Here is an 18,441-nt window from a genome sequence, read left to right as displayed (position 1 = left end):
CCCTCCAGGAGAACAGTGACCAGCACCCTCGACCGCCGCGCCGGGACCGCCCCGGCGGCGCCCCCGGTGGACGTCGCCCCCGTCGAGCAGCAGGGCGGGATGACCCACCGGCAGATCCTCTCGGCGCTGTCCGGGATGTTGCTGGCGATGTTCGTGGCGTTCCTGTCCTCGACCGTCGTCGCCAACGCGCTTCCCACGATCATCACCGAGCTGCGTGGCACGCAGGGGCAGTACACCTGGGTGGTCACCGCGACCCTGCTGTCGTCCACCGCCTCGACGCCGATCTGGGGCAAGCTCGCCGACCTGTTCAGCAAGAAGCTGCTGATCCAGCTGTCGATCGTGATCTTCATCGTCGGATCGATGCTGGCCGGTCTCGCCCAGTCGGTGGAGACCCTCATCGCCTGGCGGGTGCTGCAGGGACTGGGGCTCGGCGGCATCCAGGCGCTGGTGCAGATCGCGATGGCGGCGATGATCAGCCCCCGCGAGCGGGGCCGGTACTCCGGTCTGATCGGTGCGGTCATGGCCGCGGCGACGGTCGGCGGCCCGCTGATCGGTGGCGTGCTGGTCGACACCAGCTGGCTGGGCTGGCGCTCGGTCTTCTACGTCGGGGTGCCCTTCGCCGCGGTGGCCCTGGTCCTGTTGCAGCGGACCCTCCACCTGCCGGTGACCCGGCGGAAGGTGCGCATCGACTACCTCGGCGCGACCTTCCTCACCGCCGGCGTCTCCGCGCTGCTCATCTGGGTCACCCTCGCCGGGGGGACCTTCCCGTGGTGGTCGGTCGAGACCGCGCTGTTCGTCTCCGGCGGGCTGCTGGCCATCGCCGCCTTCGTGCTCGTCGAGCTGCGGGCCGCCGAGCCGATCGTGCCGCTGCGGCTGTTCCGCGACCGGACGACGACCCTGTCGATCGTGGCCAGCATCGCGATCGGTACGTCGATGTTCGGCTCGTCGGTCTTCCTCGGTCAGTATCTGCAGATCTCCCGCGGTTACTCGCCGACGGTGGCCGGCCTGCTCACCATCCCGATGGTCGCCGGGCTGCTGCTCTCCTCCACCGTCTCGGGGATCCTGATCACCCGCTCGGGCCGCTGGAAGCGCTACCTGGTGGCCGGCTCGCTGCTCGTCGTCGCCGGGTTCGGGATGCTGGCGACCGTCGACCACGAGACGGACGTGGCCGTCCTCGGGGTCTTCCTGTTCGTGCTGGGCGTCGGCATCGGGATGACGATGCAGAACCTGGTGCTCGCGGTGCAGAACACCGTCGCCGCCCAGGACCTCGGCGCGGCCAGCTCGGCGGTCGCGTTCTTCCGCAGCCTGGGCGGGACGGTCGGTGTCTCGACGCTCGGCGCGGTGCTCACGGCGCGGGTCGACGACCTCATCGCGCAGGGCCTGGGCGGCGTGCCCCAAGCCGCCCAGCCCGCTCAGGGCTCGGGTGCGGTCGGGCTGGCCAGCCTGGCCGACGCGCCGCCGGCGATCCAGTCCCTGATCCGCATCTCCTACGGCGACGCCACGGGCCGGATCTTCCTCGTCTCCGCCGTGGTCGCGGTGGTGGCCGTGGTCGCCATCCGGTTCATCCGCGAGGTGGCGCTGCGCACCGAGAGTGGCGACGAGCAGCTGCGCCGGGGTCGCTGACACCCGCAGACCACGGCGGTCCCCTCCGGGGCTTCCCCGGGCGTGCCACGGGAGGCGGGAGGGGGTCCCTTCTCAGTCCAGCGCGGCGTCCAGGGTGATGTCGACGCCGGCCAGCGCCTTGCTCACCGGGCAGCCGGACTTGGCGGCCTGGGCGGCCTGTTCGAACGCGGCCGCGTCCAGCCCCTCGACCTCGCCGCGGACGGTGAGCGCGATCGTGGTGATCGCCGGTGCGCCGTCCCGCTGGCCGAGGGTGACGTCGGCGGACACCTCCAGCGCCTGCGGGGTGCCGCCGGCCTTGCCGATCTCGTTGGACAGCGCCATCGCGAAGCAGGCGGAGTGGGCGGCGGCGATCAGCTCCTCGGGGCTGGTCGTGCCGTCGGCATTCTCGGCCGTGCGCTTCGGGAACGAGACCTCGTAGGTACCGACCTTGGAGCTGGAGAGCTCCACCTGGCCGGAGCCTTCCTGCAGGGTGCCGTTCCAGGCGGTGCGTGCGGTGCGCGTGGGCATGGGATCTCCTCCGCTCGGGACGTGTGCCCTCGCCCTACCCGGGTCGGTTGTGCGCAATCCTCACGTCGGTGCGGATCAGGGCGTGCTGACGCGTGCGGTGACCAGCTCGAGCTTCGCCTTGAGGTCGGCGAACTCCTCGCGGTCGAGGTCCAGTGCGCAGATGATCTCCCCGGAGATGGCGTCGGCCTTCTCCCGCAGCGCACGGCCGGCGTCGGTGAGCGAGATCGACACCGAGCGCTCGTCCTCCACCCGCCGGTGACGGCTCACCAGCCCCGCGGTGGTGAGCCGCTTGAGCAGGGGGGAGAGGGTGCCGCTGTCGAGGGAGAGGCGGGTACCGAGCTGGCCGACGGTCTGGTGGTCGGTCTCCCAGAGCAGCAGCATCACCAGGTACTGGGGGTAGGTCAGCCCGATCGCGTCGAGCAACGGGCGGTAGCGCGCCGTCATTGCCCGGGAGGCGGCGTAGAGCGCGAAGCAGATCTGGTCCTCGAGGACCGCGCTCGGTGCGGGCAGACGGGTCATCTCCGGGAGTGTAGGCCGCCGGTCCCCGCCGCCCTCGGCGGTGCGCTGCCCCCGGGCGGGGAGGCGACCTCGCCCTTGCATCGAGGCGGCGCAGCGAGGTTGAGTGGAACAGACTCAACCTCGCCGACGTTGGTCCGGGCGAGAACCCTGGCCGGGTCCCCGGCCCCTCCCGGAGAGGACCGTCCCCAGCGACCATGCAGAGCAAGCTCACCACCCGTTCCCAGGAAGCCATCGCAGCCGCGCAGCGGCTGGCCGTCGACCGCGGTCAGGCCGCCCTGGAGCCCCCGCACCTGCTCGCCGCCCTGCTGGAGCAGAACGACGGCGTCGCGGGCCCGCTCCTGAAGGCGGTCGGGGCCGACCCCGCCGACGTCCGGTCGAAGACCGACGCGGCCCTGCGCCGGATGCCCAGCGTCAGTGGCGCCACCGTGCCGGCACCCTCGCCGTCCCGCGACCTGCTGCGCGTGCTGAACCTGGCCGGGGAGCAGGCCGGTGCGCTCGGTGACGAGTACGTCTCCACCGAGCACCTGCTGGTCGGCCTGGCCGACGCCGGCGGTGAGGCCGGTGCGGTGCTGACCGGCGCCGGGGCCACGCGCGACGCGCTCCTGGCTGCCTTCCGGACCGTCCGCGGGAACAAGAAGGTCACGACCCCCGACCCCGAGGCGACCTACCAGGCGCTGGAGAAGTACGCCGTCGACCTCACGGCTCGCGCGCGCGACGGCAAGGTCGACCCGGTCGTCGGCCGGGACACCGAGATCCGCCGCGTGGTGCAGGTGCTGTCCCGCCGGACCAAGAACAACCCGGTGCTCATCGGTGAGCCCGGCGTCGGCAAGACCGCGATCGTCGAGGGCCTGGCCCAGCGGATCGTCGCCGGGGACGTCCCGGAGAGCCTCAAGGGCAAGCGGCTGATGGCCCTCGACCTCGCCAGCATGGTCGCCGGGGCCAAGTACCGCGGTGAGTTCGAGGAGCGGCTCAAGGCCGTCCTCTCGGAGATCACCGAGTCCGAGGGCCAGATCATCACCTTCATCGACGAGCTGCACACCCTGGTCGGGGCCGGGGCGACCGGCGACTCGGCGATGGACGCCGGCAACATGATCAAGCCGATGCTTGCCCGCGGCGAGCTGCGGATGGTGGGCGCCACCACCCTGGACGAGTACCGCGAGCACATCGAGAAGGACGCCGCGCTCGAGCGGCGCTTCCAGCAGGTCTACGTCGGCGAGCCGAGCGTCGAGGACACCATCGGCATCCTGCGCGGGCTCAAGGAGCGCTACGAGGTGCACCACGGCGTCCGGATCACCGACGCCGCCATCGTCGCCGCCGCCGCCCTGTCGGACCGGTACGTCACGGCCCGCTTCCTCCCGGACAAGGCCATCGACCTGGTCGACGAGGCGGCCAGCCGGCTGCGGATGGAGATCGACAGCCGGCCGGTCGAGGTCGACGAGGTCGAGCGCGCCGTCCGCCGGCTGGAGATCGAGGAGATGGCGCTGGCCAAGGAGGACGACGCCTCCTCCCTCGAGCGGCTGGTCGCGCTGCGTGCCGACCTGGCCGACAAGCGGGAGCAGCTCGACGAGCTGACCGCCCGCTGGCAGCAGGACAAGGGCGCGATCGTCCGCATCCAGCAGATCAAGGAGGAGCTGGAGCGGCTGCGCACCGATGCCGAGCGCGCCGAGCGGGACGGCGACCTCGCCCGCGTCGCCGAGCTGCGTTACGGCCGGCTGCCCCAGCTGGAGAAGGCGCTGGCCGAGGCCGAGGCGTCGGTGGAGACCGGGGACTCCATGCTGAAGGAGGAGGTCGGCCCCGACGACATCGCCGAGGTCGTGCAGGCCTGGACCGGCATCCCCGCCGGCCGGCTGCTGGAGGGTGAGACCCAGAAGCTGCTGCGGATGGAGGACGAGCTCGGCAAGCGGGTCGTGGGCCAGCCCGACGCCGTCCGCGCCGTCTCCGACGCCGTCCGCCGGGCCCGCTCCGGCGTGGCCGACCCCGACCGGCCCACCGGCTCGTTCCTGTTCCTCGGGCCGACCGGCGTCGGCAAGACCGAGCTGGCCAAGGCGCTGGCGGAGTTCCTGTTCGACGACGAGCGGGCGATGGTCCGCATCGACATGAGCGAGTACTCCGAGAAGCACTCGGTGGCCCGGCTGGTCGGCGCCCCGCCCGGCTACGTCGGTTACGAGGCCGGCGGCCAGCTCACCGAGGCGGTGCGGCGGCGGCCCTACACCGTCGTGCTGCTCGACGAGGTGGAGAAGGCCCACCCCGACGTGTTCGACGTGCTCCTGCAGGTCCTCGACGACGGCCGGCTCACCGACGGCCAGGGCCGCACGGTCGACTTCCGGAACACCATCCTGATCCTGACCTCCAACCTCGGTTCGCAGCTGATCGCCGATCAATCGGTCGAGGAGCAGCGACGCCGGGAGGCGGTGCTCGAGGTGGTCCGGGTGCACTTCAAGCCGGAGTTCCTCAACCGGCTCGACGATGTCGTGGTCTTCTCCGCCCTGGGCAGCGACGAGCTCACCGGCATCGTCGACATCCAGGTCGGCGTGCTGGCCCGCCGGCTGGCCGCCCGCCGGCTCACGCTGCGGGTCACCGACGCCGCACGCGAGTGGCTGGCGATCAACGGGTTCGACCCGGTCTACGGTGCCCGTCCGCTGCGCCGGCTGGTGCAGTCGGCGATCGGCGACCAGCTGGCCAAGGCGCTGCTCGCCGGTGACATCCGGGACGGCGACGAGGTCGTCGTCGACGCCCCGGACGACTTCACCGGCGGGGGTGAGGGCGGCCTGACCGTCGCCCGCGGCTGACGCTGCACCCGCGGGCCCGCCGTCCCCACCGGGGACGGCGGGCCCACGGCGTCGGTTCGTCACCTCGATCGGGTCTCGATCGACCGTCGGCACTGGCCGGGACCCCGAACGGGGGTGATCATCGCAGCAGAGACCGGCGGACCGACCAGGGAGCGCACGATGACGTCAGGGCAGAGCGGCGAGGACCCGCAGCGGGGATGGCAGCCGCCTCCTCCCGACCAGGGCTGGCAGGCGCCGCCACCGGGCGGGCAGGCGCCGCCCCCGGAGCAGGGGTGGCAGACGCCACCCCCGCCGCACCAGTACCCCGGCGGCCAGCAGTACCCCGCTGGTCAGCAGTACCCCGCTGGTCAGCAGTACCCAGGCGGTTACGCGCCGGCGCCGTCGGCGCCCGGCCCCGGCCCGCAGCCGGTGCCGCCCCGGCCGGACTCGGTGCGCTTCGGTGTGGGCGCGTTCGTCGCCAACCTCGTCCTGGGCCTGGTCGGCTCGATCATCGTCTTCGCGAGCTTCGACTCGCTGATCGACGACGAGCTCGCCCGGTCCGGGGTGTCGGTGTCGAAGGACACGATCCAGGCGGTGCTCACCGTCAGCGCCGTGATCGGCCTGCTGTTCGTGGCGCTCGAGGCGCTGTTCATCTGGTTCGCCTGGCAGGGGCGCAACTGGGCGCGGATCGTGCTGTTCGTGCTGGGCGCCCTCAGCGTCATCAGCGGGCTCTCGGCGCTCGCCCAGCCCACGACCGGTTTCCTCACCGGCCTGTCGGTGTTCCAGATGCTCCTGGCCATCGTCGGCATCGCGCTGCTGGCGCAGCGCAGGTCCAGCGAGTGGTACCGCGCCATGGGCCAGCGGCGCAGCGCCGGCCTGCGCTGACCCGACCCGCGGGCGTGCGGCCGGGGGGATGAGGCGCCCGGCGCCCGGCGGGCGCCACCGGCCGGCGGGACCGGCGCTCGACGCGCGCCGCGGCCCGGCCGCGCTGGCCGGGCTGCTCGCCGCGGCGGTGGCGCTGGGCACGGCCGAGCTCGCCGCCGGCCTGGTCGGCCCGCCGTCCTCGCCGGTGGTCGCCGTCGGGGACGTCGTCATCGCGCGGGCGCCCGGGCCGGTCACGCGCTGGGCGATCGCCACCTTCGGGGGCGCCGACAAGACAGTCCTCGTCGGGGGCACCGTCCTGCTCGTCGCGGGCTGCGCGGCCGGGCTCGGCGTCCTGGCGCTGCGGCATCCGCGCGCCGGCGCTGCCGGGGTGGTGCTCCTCGGCGGGCTGGGGGCGGTGGCGGCGCTGACCGGTCCGGCCGGCAGCCCGCTCGACGTGCTCCCGTCGCTGGTGGGGGCCGGCGCGGGGGTGCTCGCGCTGCGGCTGCTCGCCGACCCGCTGACGGCGCCGCCGGCCGCGCAGGGCCGCGCCGGCGCCGGGCTGGACCGCCGCCGGTTCCTCCTCACCGCCGGTGCCGCGCTGGTCGCCGGCGGGAGCGGCCGGTTCCTGCAGCAGCGCCTCGACGTCGCCGGTGACCGGTCCGGCCTCACGCTGCCCGCGCCCGCCTCGCCCGCGCCGCCCCGGCCTCCCGGTGCCGACCTGGCGCGGCGGGTCGACGGGCTGACCCCGCTGGTGACCGGCAACCGGGACTTCTACCGGATCGACACCGCGCTGACCGTGCCGCAGATCCGGCCCGCGGAGTACCGCCTGGCGGTGACCGGGATGGTCGCCGCCCCGCGCACCCACACGCTGCGCGACCTGCTCGACCGGGACGACCTGATCGAGCGGGACGCCACGCTCACCTGCGTCTCCAACGAGGTCGGGGGACGGCTGGCCGGGACCGCGCGCTGGCTCGGCGTCCCGCTCGGCGCCTTCCTCCGGGAGCACGGCGTCTCCACCGCCGCCGACCAGCTGGTCTGCCGGTCCGGCGACGGGATGACCATCGGCGCGCCGACGCGCGCGGCGCTGGACGTCGGGGACGCGATGCTCGCCTTGGGCATGAACGGGGAGCCGCTGCCGGTGGAGCACGGCTTCCCGGTGCGGATGGTCATCCCCGGCCTCTACGGCTACGTGTCGGCCTGCAAGTGGCTCGTCGGCATCGAGGCGGCCACCTTCGCCGCCTTCGACGCGTTCTGGGTCCAGCGGGGCTGGGCCGCCGCCGGGCCGATCCGGATCTCCTCCCGCATCGACACCCCCGCGGCCGGCGACCGGTTCCCGGCCGGGCGCCGGGCGATCGCGGGGGTGGCCTGGGCGCAGACCCGCGGGATCGCGGCGGTCGAGGTCCGGGTCGACGACGGCGGGTGGTTGCCCGCGGACCTCTCCCCGGAGGTGGACGCCGACGTCTGGCGCCAGTGGGTGCTGCCCCACGACTTCGCCCCCGGTGTCCACCGGCTCGCCGTCCGGGCCACCGGCGCCGACGGCGAGGTGCAGACCGACGTGGTCACCGAGCCGTTCCCCGCCGGCGCCACCGGGCTGCACGCGATCGACGTCACCGCCACCTGAGGCGCCCGCCCCGGCGGCCGGTCGCCCGGCAGGGAGAATGTCGCGCGGTCGACCGAAGGAGCCCGTTGTCGTGAGAAGCACCCCGGCCCGCGCCGTGCTGGCCCTCGCCCTGCTGGTCCCGCTGGCCGGCTGCACCTCCGACGAGCCGGCCGAGCAGAGCGCCGGGACCAGCGCCCCGGCCAGCGCCGTCCCCCTGGCGCCGGAGACCAGCGCGGCGCCGGTGCCCACGGGTCCCTTCGGCGCCGGCTGCCAGTTCCTGCCGCCCGACGGCGAGGGCAGCATCGCCGGGATGGCCGACGACCCGGTGGCGGCCGCCGCGGCCAACAACCCGGCGCTGTCCGCGCTCGTGAGGGCGGTGCAGGCGGCCAACCTGGTGGACACCCTCAACACCACCCCCGAGGTCACCGTGCTGGCCCCGGCCAACCCGGCGTTCGAGGCGGTGCCCGCCGACGCGCTGAACGCGCTGCTGGTCGACACGCCCCGGTTGACCGCGGTGCTCACCCACCACGTCATCCCCGGCCGGCTGGGCCCCGGGGAGCTGGCCGGCACGCACACCACGCTCAACAACGACCGGATCACGATCGAGGGGGAGGGGGAGACCTTCACCGTGTCGGCCGACCAGACCCTCGTCGGTGCGGCCGACGCCACGGTGATCTGCGGGAACGTGCCGGTCGCGAACGCGACCCTCTACCTCGTCGACCAGGTGCTCGCACCGGCGCCGTGACGGCCGGCGGGGCCGCCCGGCCGCCCTCAGTAGGGTCGGGCGCATGACGGCCCCCGCCACGCTGCCCGACCGCGACCGGCTGCTCGAGCTCATCCTCGACCTGGCCGTCGTGCACGGGAAGGTCACGCTCTCCTCCGGCCGGGAGGCCGACTGGTACATCGACATGCGCCGGCTGACGCTGCATCACGAGGGTGCCCCGCTCGTCGGGCGGGTGATGCGGCAGCTGACCGCCGACCTGCGCTACGACGTCGTCGGGGGGCTCACCCTCGGTGCCGACCCGGTGGCCACGGCGATGCTGCACGCGGCCGCCGCCGGGGAGGGCTTTCTCGACGCCTGCGTCGTCCGCAAGGCGGGCAAGGCGCACGGGCTGCAGCGGCGGATCGAGGGTCCCGACGTCGAGGGCCGCACCGTGCTGGTGGTCGAGGACGTCTCCACCACCGGCGGCAGCCCGCTCACCGCGGTGGAGGCGCTGCGGGAGGCCGGCGCGGAGCCGGTCGCGGTGGCCGTCATCGTCGACCGCGGCGGGCGGGCGGCCGTGGAGAAGGCCGGCCTGGAGTACCGGGCCGCGTTCACCCTGGCCGACCTCGGCCTCGAGTGACCCGCCGGACGATCAGCGCACCTGATCGTCCGCGCAACGGCGTCGTTACGGTGTGGCGATGACCACGGTGACGACGGCCTGGGTGGGCGAGCTGACCGACGCCCTCGGCGCCGACAGCGTCCTGACCGACCCCGACGTCACGGCGTCCTACGCCCGCGACCAGGCGATGCTCGCCGAGGCCGGCCTTCCTGCGGCCGTCGTGCTCCCGCGCCGCACCGCCGACGTCGTCGCGGTCATGCAGATCGCCTCCCGCCACGGCATCCCGGTGGTGCCCCGCGGCGCCGGGTCCGGCCTGGCCGGGGCGAGCAACGCCGTCGACGGCGGGATCACCCTGGTCATGACCCGGATGGACGCCGTCCTCGAGGTGTCCCCGGCCGACCGGCTGGCCGTCGTCCAGCCCGGCGTGGTCAACAAGGCGCTGCGCGACGCCGTTGCCGGGTCCGGGCTGTTCTACCCGCCCGACCCCTCGAGCTACGACTGGTGCACGATCGGCGGCAACCTCTCCACGAACTCCGGCGGCCTGTGCTGCGTGAAGTACGGCGTCACCACCGACTACGTGCTGGGGCTGGAGGTGGTGCTCGCCGACGGCCGGGTGCTGCGCACCGGCCGGCGCACCGTGAAGGGCGTCGCCGGCTACGACCTCGCGCGGCTGTTCGTCGGGTCGGAGGGCACGCTCGGCGTGATCACCGAGGCCACCGTCGCGCTCCGTCCCGCGCCGCAGCGGCCGGTCACCCTGGCCGCCACGTTCGCCACCACGGCGCAGACCGGGCAGGTCGTCGAGCGGGTGGTCACCAGCGGGCTGGTGCCCAGCCTGCTGGAGGTCATGGACAACACCTGCATCTGCGCGGTGGACGACCTGCTGCGCGCCGACCTCGACCGGGACGCGCACGCCCTGCTGGTCGCCCAGTCCGACACCGGCGGGGAGGCCGCCGCCCGCGAGATCGAGGCGCTGGCCCAGTTGTGCCGGGACGCCGGGGCCGAGTTCGTGCACACCACCGACGACCCCGCCGAGGGCGACCTGCTCCTGGCCGCCCGGCGCATGGCGCTGCCGGCGCTGGAGCGCCTCGGCACCACCCTGATCGACGACGTCGCCGTCCCCCGGTCGCGGATCGCCCAGTTCCTCGACGGCTGCGACGCCGTCGCCACCGCGCGCGGGCTCACCGTCGGCGTCGTCGGGCACGCCGGCGACGGCAACATGCACCCCACGGTGTGCTTCGACCCGTCCGACGAGGGCCAGCGGGACCGCGCGTTCGCCGCCTTCGACGACATCCTGGAGCTGGGGCTCTCCCTCGGCGGCACGATCACCGGTGAGCACGGTGTCGGCTCGCTCAAGGTCGACTGGCTGGAGCGGGAGATCGGCCCGGTCTCCCTCGAGGTGCACCGGTCGATCAAGGCCGCGCTCGACCCGGCCGGGCTGCTCAATCCCGGCAAGGTGCTGCGCCGGGTGCCACGCTGATCCCATGAGCGCAGACCGGCTGGTCGTCATCGGCGGTGACGCGGCGGGCATGTCGGCGGCCGCCCAGGCCCGGCGGCTGCGCGCCGCCTCCGACCTGGCCATCACCGTCCTCGAGCAGGGCCCCGAGGTCTCCTACTCGGCCTGCGGCATCCCCTACTGGGTCGGGGGGCAGGTGCCCGACCGCGATCGGCTGATCGCCCGCACCCCGAGCCAGTTCGCCGCGCAGCAGATCGACGTCCGGACCGGCACGCGCGCCGAGGCGATCGACCTGGACGCCGGGACGGTGCGCACCAGCGCCGGCGAGACGCTGGGCTACGACTCCCTCGTGGTGGCCACCGGCGGCCGGCCGCTGCGCCCGCCGGTGCCGGGCCTGGACGCCGAGGGCGTGCACGGGGTGCACCGGCTGGCCGACGGGGCCGACATCCGCGCCGCGATCGCCGCCGGGGCCCGCCGCGTCGTCGTCCTCGGCGGCGGGTACATCGGCCTGGAGATGGCCGACGTGCTCCACCAGCGCGGGCTGTCGGTCACCGTCGTCCTGGCCGATCCGCTGCCGATGGGCCAGCTGGACGCCGACATGGGCGAGCGGGTCTGCAAGGCCATGGGCGACATGGGCATCGACGTGCAGCCCAATCAGCCGGTGCGGGAGATCGAGACCGACGCGGACGGGGTGGTGCGGGCGGTCCGCACCGACGCCGGCAGCTACCCCTGCGACCTCGTCGTCCTCGGCCTGGGCATGGGACCGGAGGTCGCGCTGGCCCGGGAGGCGGGGCTGCGGCTGGGCGAGACCGGGGCCGTGGAGGTCGACCGCAGCCAGCGCAGCCGCTCCCACCCGGAGGTCTTCGCGGCCGGCGACTGCGCGCAGACCTTCTCCCGGATCACCGGGGAGGCCCAGTACGTGCCGCTCGGCACGCACGCCAACAAGCAGGGGCGGGTCGCGGGCTCGGTCATCGGCGGCCGGGCGGCCCACTTCGCCGGCGTGCTGGGCACCGCGGTGACCACCGTGGGCGGGCTGGAGATCGGCCGGACCGGGTTGTGCACCAGCCAGGCGGAGCAGGCCGGGTACGACTTCCGCAGCGAGACCATCGAGGGGACGACGCGGGCCGGCTACTACCCGGGCGCGGAGCAGATCGCGGTCAAGCTGATCACCGAGCACGGGTCGGGTCTGCTGCTCGGCGCGCAGATCGTCGGCGGGGCGGGCAGCGGCAAGCGGATCGACATCCTGGCCACCGCCATCTGGGCCGGGATGACCGCCGAGGAGTTCGCCGGCTCCGACATCTCCTACGCCCCGCCGTTCTCCCCGACCTACGACCCGGTGCTGGTCGCCGCGCGGGTGGTCAGCCGGGTCGAGCAGGGCTGACCGCCGTGGCGGCGCCGTCGGAGACCGAGGTCCGGGGCGCGGACTGGTACGGCGAGGACCTCTCCGGGCGCGAGCACGCCGGGGTGGCCTTCGTCGGCGTCGACCTCTCCGAGACCACCGACGACGGCGCGGTCTTCACCGGGTGCACGTTCCGGGACTGCCGGTTCAACCTGTCCCGGCACACCGCCGCCGCGTTCCTGAACTGCACGTTCACCGGCTGCTCGTTCTTCTCGGCCACCTTCGTCGACTGCAAGCTGGTCGGTTCGGTGTTCGACCGGTGCTCCTTCGACCTGCTCACGGTGACCGGCGGCGACTGGTCGTTCGTCGGTCTACCGGGCGCCGATTTGTCCCGGGCCACCCTCACCGGGGCGCGCCTGCGCGAGGCCGACCTCACCGCCGCCCGCGCCACCGGTGCCACCCTGCGGCACCTGGACCTGTCCGGGGCGGAGCTGCACGGGGCCGACCTGAGCGGAGCGGATCTGCGGGGATCGGACCTGGCGGCGGTGGATCCGCGCGGGGTCGAGCTGGGCGGCGCGGTGGTCGACGTCGCGCAGGCCGTCGTCCTGGTGACCGCCCTGGGGCTCCGGGTCGCCCCCGAGGGGCCGCTCGGCGAGGAGTAGCGGGTGTCGCGGCGCACCGGCCCGGCGGGATACTGGCCCTCGAGCAAGCGCCGTTCCCGATGCAAGGAGTGCCTCGCATGCCCATCGCGACCCCTGAGGTCTACGCCGACATGATCAACCGGGCCAAGGAGGGCGGCTTCGCCTACCCGGCGATCAACTGCACCTCCTCGGAGACGGTCAACGCGGCCCTGCGCGGCTTCGCCGACGCCGGCAGCGACGGCATCATCCAGTTCTCCACCGGTGGCGCGGAGTTCGCCTCCGGCACCAAGGTCAAGGACATGGTCACCGGAGCGGTGGCCCTGGCCGAGTTCGCCCACGTGGTCGCCGAGAAGTACCCGGTCAACGTGGCCCTGCACACCGACCACTGCCCCAAGGACAAGCTCGACGGCTACGTCCGCCCGCTGATCGCGCTGTCGCAGGAGCGGGTCGCCGCCGGCCAGGCGCCGCTGTTCCAGTCGCACATGTGGGACGGCTCGGCCATCGAGCTGGAGGAGAACCTGCAGATCGCCGCCGAGCTGCTCGAGGAGTGCCGCAAGGCCAAGCTCGTCCTCGAGGTGGAGATCGGCGTCGTCGGCGGCGAGGAGGACGGCGTCTCCCACGACATCAACGACAAGCTCTACACCGCCCCCGGCGACTTCATCCGCACCGCGGAGGTGCTCGGCCTGGGCGAGAAGGGCGTCTACCTGCTGGCCGCGACCTTCGGCAACGTGCACGGCGTGTACAAGCCGGGCAACGTCAAGCTGCGCCCGGAGATCCTCAAGGAGGGCCAGGAGGTCGTGGCCGAGAAGTTCGGCCTGCCCGCGGGCAGCAAGCCGTTCAACCTGGTCTTCCACGGCGGCTCCGGCTCGCTGCTGGAGGAGATCCGGGAGGCCATCTCCTACGGCGTGGTGAAGATGAACATCGACACCGACACCCAGTACGCCTTCACCCGGCCGATCGCCGACCACATGTTCAAGAACTACGACGGCGTGCTGAAGATCGACGGGGAGGTCGGCAACAAGAAGGCCTACGACCCGCGCAGCTACCTGAAGAAGGCCGAGACGGGCATGGCCGAGCGCGTGCTCCAGGCGTGCGAGGACCTGCTGTCGGCCGGCCAGTCGCAGGCCGCCTGATGAGCCACGCGCACCGCAACCTGCTCGGGGAGCCGCCGGCGACGCTGCTGCCGGCGGCCCCGGAGGCCGACGCCGCGCTCGCGGCCGGCACGCCGCCCGCCGAGGTCGCCGCGGGGCACCCCACGGTCAGCGCGGCCTGGGCGGCGCTGGCCGAGCAGGCCCTCGACGGCGGCCGGACGATCGAGGCCTACGCCTACGCCCGCACCGGCTACCACCGCGGCCTGGACGCGCTGCGGCGCAACGGCTGGAAGGGCTTCGGGCCGGTTCCGTGGTCGCACGAGCCCAATCGCGGATTCCTGCGCTGCGTGACGGTCCTGGCCCGGGCCGCCGAGGCCATCGGCGAGACCGACGAGCAGGAGCGGTGCGCCCAGCTGCTGCGCGACTGCGATCCCACGCTCGCGGCCTGACCCCGGGCGTCGCCCTGAGGTCCGCCGGTCGGTGACGGAACGTCACCGACCGGCGTTTAGCGCCCCATGACGGCGGCTACACCCCGTTGCGTCATCGGTGTCCCGTCAGGACGCCCGTCGCCGGAGGTGCACCGTGGGAACCCTGCTCTGGATCATCGCCGTCGTTCTCGTGATCGCCGGCATCCTCGCGATCGTCCGCAAGCAGCTGCTGTGGGGGATCGTGCTCATCGTCGTCGGCCTGCTGGTCGGACCCGGCGGGGTGAGCATCTTCACCTGATCCGCGCCCTGCGCCCGGAGCCCGGCGTACGCGCTCAGCGCTCGTCGAGCTCCGGGTGCAGGGCGCGCAGCCGTGCGGTCAGCGCGGTCAGCTCCCGCCCCCCGGCCATCAGCCGCAGCAGGACGTCGGCATCGACGTCCTTCCGGGTCAGGTCGCCGGCGACGTGCCCCCGGGCCAGCAGCAGGAACCGGTCCCCGATCAGGTGCGCGTAGCGGGGGTTGTGGGTCACCACCACCACCGCCAGCCCCTCGTCCCGGGCCGACAGCACCGCCTCGGCGAGCACGGTGTGCTGCGCGATCGTCATCGGCGCCGTCGGCTCGTCGATGACCAGCGCCCGGGCGCCGAAGTGCAGGGCGCGGGCGATGGCCAGGCTCTGCCGCTCCCCGGCCCGCAGCGCCGTGGCCGGCCGGTCGGGGTCGATCCCGGGGACACCCACCCGGGCCAGGGCCCGCACGGTGGTCTCCCGCGCCGCGTCCAGGTCCAGCCGGCGCAGCGGCCAGACGCCGCGGGTGGGCTCGGCACCCAGGAAGAAGTTCCGCCACACCGACAGCAGCGGGGCGACGGCGAGGTCCTCCCACACCGTGGCGACCCCGGCCGCCCGGGCGGCCCGCGCGGACCGGAACGTCACCGGTCGCCCGCCCAGCAGCAGCTCGCCCTCGTCAGGGCGGAGCAGCCCGGACAGCACCGCGACCAGCGTGGACTTCCCCGCACCGTTCTCACCCAGCACGCAGGTGATCTCGCCGGCCCGGAAGGTGGCGTTCACCCGGTGCAGCGCGGCCACGCCGCCGCGGTGCACGCCGAGGTTCCGCAGCTCCAGCACCGTCGTCCCGGCCGACGCGTCACTCACGACAGGGGCACCCGGCGCAGCCGGCCCCGGACGATTCCGTTGGCCAGCAGCGCCACCAGCAGCAGCACGCCCAGGAACACCTCGAACCAGCGCGGCTCCCAGCCGGCCAGGACCACGCCCTGGCCGGCGGTCGCGTAGACCAGCGCACCCACCGCCGCGCCGACCACCGACCCGTACCCGCCGGTGAGCAGGCAGCCGCCGATGACCGCGACGACGACGAGTTCGACCGCCGTCCCCAGCCCGGTGGTGGCCTGCACGCCGCCGAGCCGGACGACGTCCAGGGTGCCGATCAGCCACCCCGCGGCCGCGGTGCAGCCGTAGAGGACCATCGTCGTCCGCCGGTCGGCCACGCCCAGCTCGCGGGCGGCCTGCCGGGCGCCGCCGACGGCGAAGACGGCGTTGCCGAACCGGGTGCGCCACAGCACCCAGCCGGCCCACGCCGTGAGCCCGAGCCACCACAGCAGCGAGATCCCGAAGCGTCCGTCACCGAGCCCGATCGCCGACCCGAACACCGCCTCCGCCGACGACCAGCCCTCCGCCGCGTCGAGGCCGTCCAGGCGCACCGACTCGGTGAGCGAGCCGGTGCCGGCCAGCGCGGTCCCCTGCAGAACGAGGAACGTCGCGAGGGTCACCAGGAAGCTGGGCAGCCCGGTGGCGACCACCAGCCAGCCGTTGACCACCCCTACCAGCAGCGCTGCGGCCAGGGAGACCAGCAGCCCGGGCCAGATGTCCCAGCCCGCGTGCTCGACCAGCAGCCCGGTGACCAGGGCGCTGCCGGCGGCGATCATGCCGATCGAGAGGTCGAACTGGCCGGAGATCAGCAGCAGGGCGACGGCGACGCCGCCGATCCCGAGCGGCGCGGCCGAGTCCAGCACGCCGGCGAGGCCCGCGCTGCTGAGCAGCCCCGGTGCCACCGGGCCGAAGAAGAGCACCACCACGACCAGGCCGGCGACCGCAGCCAGGCTGGGGTGGGCCAGCGCCCGCTCGAGCAGCCTCCGTCCGCGGGCAGTGGGAACGGTGGCCGCGCGGGGGCCGAACGAGGGCAGGCGTTCGGTGGTCACCGGCGGGGGCGGGGCGTCGGCAGCAGAACTCCTCGGCAGTACGTCCGCCCAGTGTCCCTGACCGGCCCGGCCGGGCCACAGCGCCCCCGGAAGGGGTCAGGGCCGCAGCCGCCAGCGCACCCGGTCATCGGCGTACCAGGTCCACCGGCTGACCGGTCGCGGGTAGGGCACCCCGTCGCGGACCACCCGGGCCGGGTCGCAGGCGATCTGCACCGCGCGCCCGCTGCTGCGCCGGGTCGGCCGCAGCGGCAACGTCATCACCCCCACCAGGAGGGTGTCCACCGCCCGCCAGTCGGGCCGGACGTCGATGCGGGTGATCAGCCCGTCGGCGACCTTCTGGTCGTCGTTGTACGCCTGCGCGCCCAGCCGGTGGACCAGGGGGCGGCGGCGCTCGCCGGCATCGGCCTCTATCCGGCCGTGGTGCAGCAGGACACCGCCGTGGTCGTCGCGCACGAGGGGCAGCTCCCGCTCCCTGCCGCTGCCCACCCCCAGGGCCCGGGCCAGCCCGGTGGACGCCGGGTCGTCGGCCGGCTCCCAGGAGACCGGGGCCGTGCCGGTCCGGCCAGCACGGTGCAGGACCGCCAGCACCGCCGAGAGGGCCGCGACCGGGCCGCGGACCAGCAGCGCATCGGCGTCGGCGGCCGGTGCGACGGTCTCCCGGGCGGGTGCCCGCCCGGGGTCGAGGCCGCGCAGATCCAACTCGACGGACGACATGCGGATACCCTCCCACCTGCCAGCCGGTCCACCGCCGGTGTCAAGAAGCGAGGGGAATCGAGACCCGATGCCGGCAGTCGTGCTGATCGGCGCCCAGTGGGGCGACGAGGGCAAGGGCAAGGCCACCGACCTGCTCGGGGGCCGCGTGCCCTACGTGGTGCGGTACCAGGGCGGCAACAACGCCGGCCACACCGTGATCACCCCCGACGGGGAGAAGTACGCCCTCCACCTGATCCCGTCCGGGATCCTGACGCCCGGCTGCACGCCGGTCATCGGCAACGGCGTGGTCATCGACCCGCAGGTGCTGATCGAGGAGCTCGCGGGCCTCGAGGAGCGCGGGGTGGACACCTCGCGGCTGGTGATCTCGGCCGACGCGCACCTGATCATGCCGCACCACCGGGCCCTGGATAAGGTCACCGAGCGCTTCCTGGGCAAGCGCAAGATCGGCACCACCGGCCGCGGCATCGGCCCCGCCTACGGCGACAAGGTCGCCCGCACCGGCATCCGGGTGCAGGACCTGCTGGACCTCTCCATCCTCCGGCAGAAGCTGGAGGGGACCCTCCAGGAGAAGAACCAGGTCCTGGTCAAGGTCTACAACCGCAAGGCGATCGACGTCGACGAGGTGGTCGAGGAGTACGCCGGCTACGCCGAGCAGTTGAAGCACCGGATCGCCGACACCCGCCTGCTGCTGGACCGGGCGCTCTCCGCCGGGGAGTGGGTGCTGCTGGAGGGCTCCCAGGGCACCCTGCTGGACGTCGACCACGGCACGTACCCGTTCGTGACGTCCTCGAGCCCGACGTCGGGCGGGGCGGCCGCCGGCTCGGGGATCGGCCCGACCCGCATCCAGCGGGTGGTCGGCATCCTCAAGGCCTACACGACCCGCGTGGGTTCGGGCCCGTTCCCGACCGAGCTGTTCGACGCCCACGGCGAGTACCTCCGCAAGCAGGGCGGCGAGGTCGGCGTCACGACCGGTCGGGACCGCCGCTGCGGCTGGTTCGACGCTGTGGTCGCCCGGTACGCCGCCCGGGTCAACGGCATCACCGACTACTTCCTCACCAAGCTCGACGTCCTGTCGGGCCTGGAGACGGTGCCGATCTGCGTGGCCTACGACGTCGACGGCGTGCGGCACGACGAGATGCCGATGACGCAGACCGAGTTCCACCACGCCACGCCGATCTACGAGGAGATGCCCGGCTGGTCCGAGGACATCCGGAACTGCCGGACCTTCGACGAGCTGCCGGCCAATGCGCAGGCCTACGTGCGCCGGCTGGAGGAGCTCGCCGGCGCCCGGATCAGCGTGATCGGTGTCGGTCCGGGCCGCGACGAGAACGTCGTCATCCGCGACCTGATCGACTGAGCGGGCGGC

General features: G+C 73.9%; 18 protein-coding genes. 13 read left to right on the top strand and 5 right to left on the bottom strand.

All coding sequences use genetic code 11. From position 1 onward, the window contains the following. Window positions 1–15 precede the first annotated feature (15 nt). Complete coding sequence (locus BMZ50_RS01765) at window positions 16–1,623, top strand: MDR family MFS transporter (RefSeq protein WP_245753253.1); 1,608 nt, start codon at window positions 16–18, stop codon at window positions 1,621–1,623. A 72-nt stretch (window positions 1,624–1,695) separates the two neighbouring features. Here the strand turns inward: BMZ50_RS01765 and BMZ50_RS01760 are convergent, their stop codons facing one another. Together BMZ50_RS01760 and BMZ50_RS01755 are read right to left on the bottom strand one after the other, a co-directional pair. Then, window positions 1,696–2,130 carry an OsmC family peroxiredoxin gene (locus tag BMZ50_RS01760; RefSeq protein WP_091320463.1) on the bottom strand — a complete coding sequence of 145 codons (435 nt, stop codon included), beginning with the start codon at window positions 2,128–2,130 and terminating at the stop codon, window positions 1,696–1,698. Between the two features lie 75 nt (window positions 2,131–2,205). Further along, entirely contained in the window at window positions 2,206–2,649 is a 444-nt protein-coding gene (locus BMZ50_RS01755; protein ID WP_091320458.1) for a MarR family winged helix-turn-helix transcriptional regulator, read from the bottom strand. Between the two features lie 194 nt (window positions 2,650–2,843). On the opposite strand from BMZ50_RS01755, the gene clpB reads away from it, so the two are divergent. The 11 genes from clpB to BMZ50_RS23945 all read left to right on the top strand — a co-directional run bounded on the left by clpB (window position 2,844) and on the right by BMZ50_RS23945 (window position 14,453). Next, a complete protein-coding gene (clpB, locus tag BMZ50_RS01750) occupies window positions 2,844–5,438 on the top strand; it encodes an ATP-dependent chaperone ClpB (protein WP_091320455.1) in 2,595 nt (864 codons plus the stop codon). 159 nt (window positions 5,439–5,597) lie between these two features. After that, entirely contained in the window at window positions 5,598–6,302 is a 705-nt protein-coding gene (locus tag BMZ50_RS24640) for a hypothetical protein (RefSeq protein WP_245753251.1), read from the top strand. 28 nt (window positions 6,303–6,330) lie between these two features. Continuing rightward, entirely contained in the window at window positions 6,331–7,902 is a 1,572-nt protein-coding gene (locus tag BMZ50_RS01740; protein ID WP_091320447.1) for a molybdopterin-dependent oxidoreductase, read from the top strand. Between the two features lie 70 nt (window positions 7,903–7,972). Continuing rightward, window positions 7,973–8,626 carry a fasciclin domain-containing protein gene (locus BMZ50_RS01735; RefSeq protein ID WP_245753249.1) on the top strand — a complete coding sequence of 218 codons (654 nt, stop codon included), beginning with the start codon at window positions 7,973–7,975 and terminating at the stop codon, window positions 8,624–8,626. A gap of 43 nt (window positions 8,627–8,669) precedes the next feature. Then, a complete protein-coding gene (gene pyrE, locus BMZ50_RS01730) occupies window positions 8,670–9,224 on the top strand; it encodes an orotate phosphoribosyltransferase (protein WP_218146047.1) in 555 nt (184 codons plus the stop codon). Window positions 9,225–9,282: 58 nt separating this feature from the next. Beyond that, on the top strand, window positions 9,283–10,680 hold the full coding sequence (locus BMZ50_RS01725) for an FAD-binding oxidoreductase (protein WP_091320440.1): 1,398 nt from the start codon (window positions 9,283–9,285) through the stop codon (window positions 10,678–10,680). A 4-nt stretch (window positions 10,681–10,684) separates the two neighbouring features. Beyond that, window positions 10,685–12,037, top strand: coding sequence for an FAD-dependent oxidoreductase (locus tag BMZ50_RS01720; protein ID WP_091320437.1), 1,353 nt, complete (start codon window positions 10,685–10,687; stop codon window positions 12,035–12,037). A gap of 5 nt (window positions 12,038–12,042) precedes the next feature. Continuing rightward, window positions 12,043–12,657, top strand: coding sequence for a pentapeptide repeat-containing protein (locus BMZ50_RS01715; RefSeq protein ID WP_245753248.1), 615 nt, complete (start codon window positions 12,043–12,045; stop codon window positions 12,655–12,657). Window positions 12,658–12,734: 77 nt separating this feature from the next. Then, a complete protein-coding gene (gene fbaA / locus BMZ50_RS01710) occupies window positions 12,735–13,769 on the top strand; it encodes a class II fructose-bisphosphate aldolase (RefSeq protein ID WP_091320434.1) in 1,035 nt (344 codons plus the stop codon). Continuing rightward, window positions 13,769–14,176, top strand: a complete 408-nt coding sequence (locus tag BMZ50_RS01705) for a DUF3151 domain-containing protein (protein WP_091320432.1) — start codon at window positions 13,769–13,771, stop codon at window positions 14,174–14,176. Before fbaA ends, BMZ50_RS01705 begins: the two co-directional genes overlap by 1 nt. Before the next feature lie 133 nt (window positions 14,177–14,309). Next, window positions 14,310–14,453, top strand: a complete 144-nt coding sequence (locus BMZ50_RS23945; RefSeq protein ID WP_177212590.1) for a GPGG-motif small membrane protein — start codon at window positions 14,310–14,312, stop codon at window positions 14,451–14,453. A gap of 34 nt (window positions 14,454–14,487) precedes the next feature. Here BMZ50_RS23945 and BMZ50_RS01700 read toward each other — a convergent pair whose 3' ends face one another. The 3 genes from BMZ50_RS01700 to BMZ50_RS01690 form a co-directional block, all read right to left on the bottom strand. Further along, entirely contained in the window at window positions 14,488–15,300 is an 813-nt protein-coding gene (locus BMZ50_RS01700; RefSeq protein WP_091320429.1) for an ATP-binding cassette domain-containing protein, read from the bottom strand. Next, a complete protein-coding gene (locus BMZ50_RS01695) occupies window positions 15,297–16,361 on the bottom strand; it encodes an ABC transporter permease (protein ID WP_177212589.1) in 1,065 nt (354 codons plus the stop codon). Before BMZ50_RS01695 ends, BMZ50_RS01700 begins: the two co-directional genes overlap by 4 nt. Before the next feature lie 96 nt (window positions 16,362–16,457). Continuing rightward, a complete protein-coding gene (locus BMZ50_RS01690; protein ID WP_091320426.1) occupies window positions 16,458–17,075 on the bottom strand; it encodes a hypothetical protein in 618 nt (205 codons plus the stop codon). Window positions 17,076–17,142: 67 nt separating this feature from the next. Here BMZ50_RS01690 and BMZ50_RS01685 point away from each other — a divergent pair, with 67 nt between their 5' ends. Further along, window positions 17,143–18,432 carry an adenylosuccinate synthase gene (locus tag BMZ50_RS01685; protein WP_091320423.1) on the top strand — a complete coding sequence of 430 codons (1,290 nt, stop codon included), beginning with the start codon at window positions 17,143–17,145 and terminating at the stop codon, window positions 18,430–18,432. The last annotated feature ends 9 nt before the right edge of the window (window positions 18,433–18,441 follow it).

Source organism: Geodermatophilus ruber (assembly GCF_900114385.1).
Taxonomy (GTDB): Bacteria; Actinomycetota; Actinomycetes; order Mycobacteriales; family Geodermatophilaceae; genus Geodermatophilus; species Geodermatophilus ruber.
Note: the sequence above shows the minus strand (reverse complement) of the source record. Positions and strands in the feature narration are given on the sequence as shown.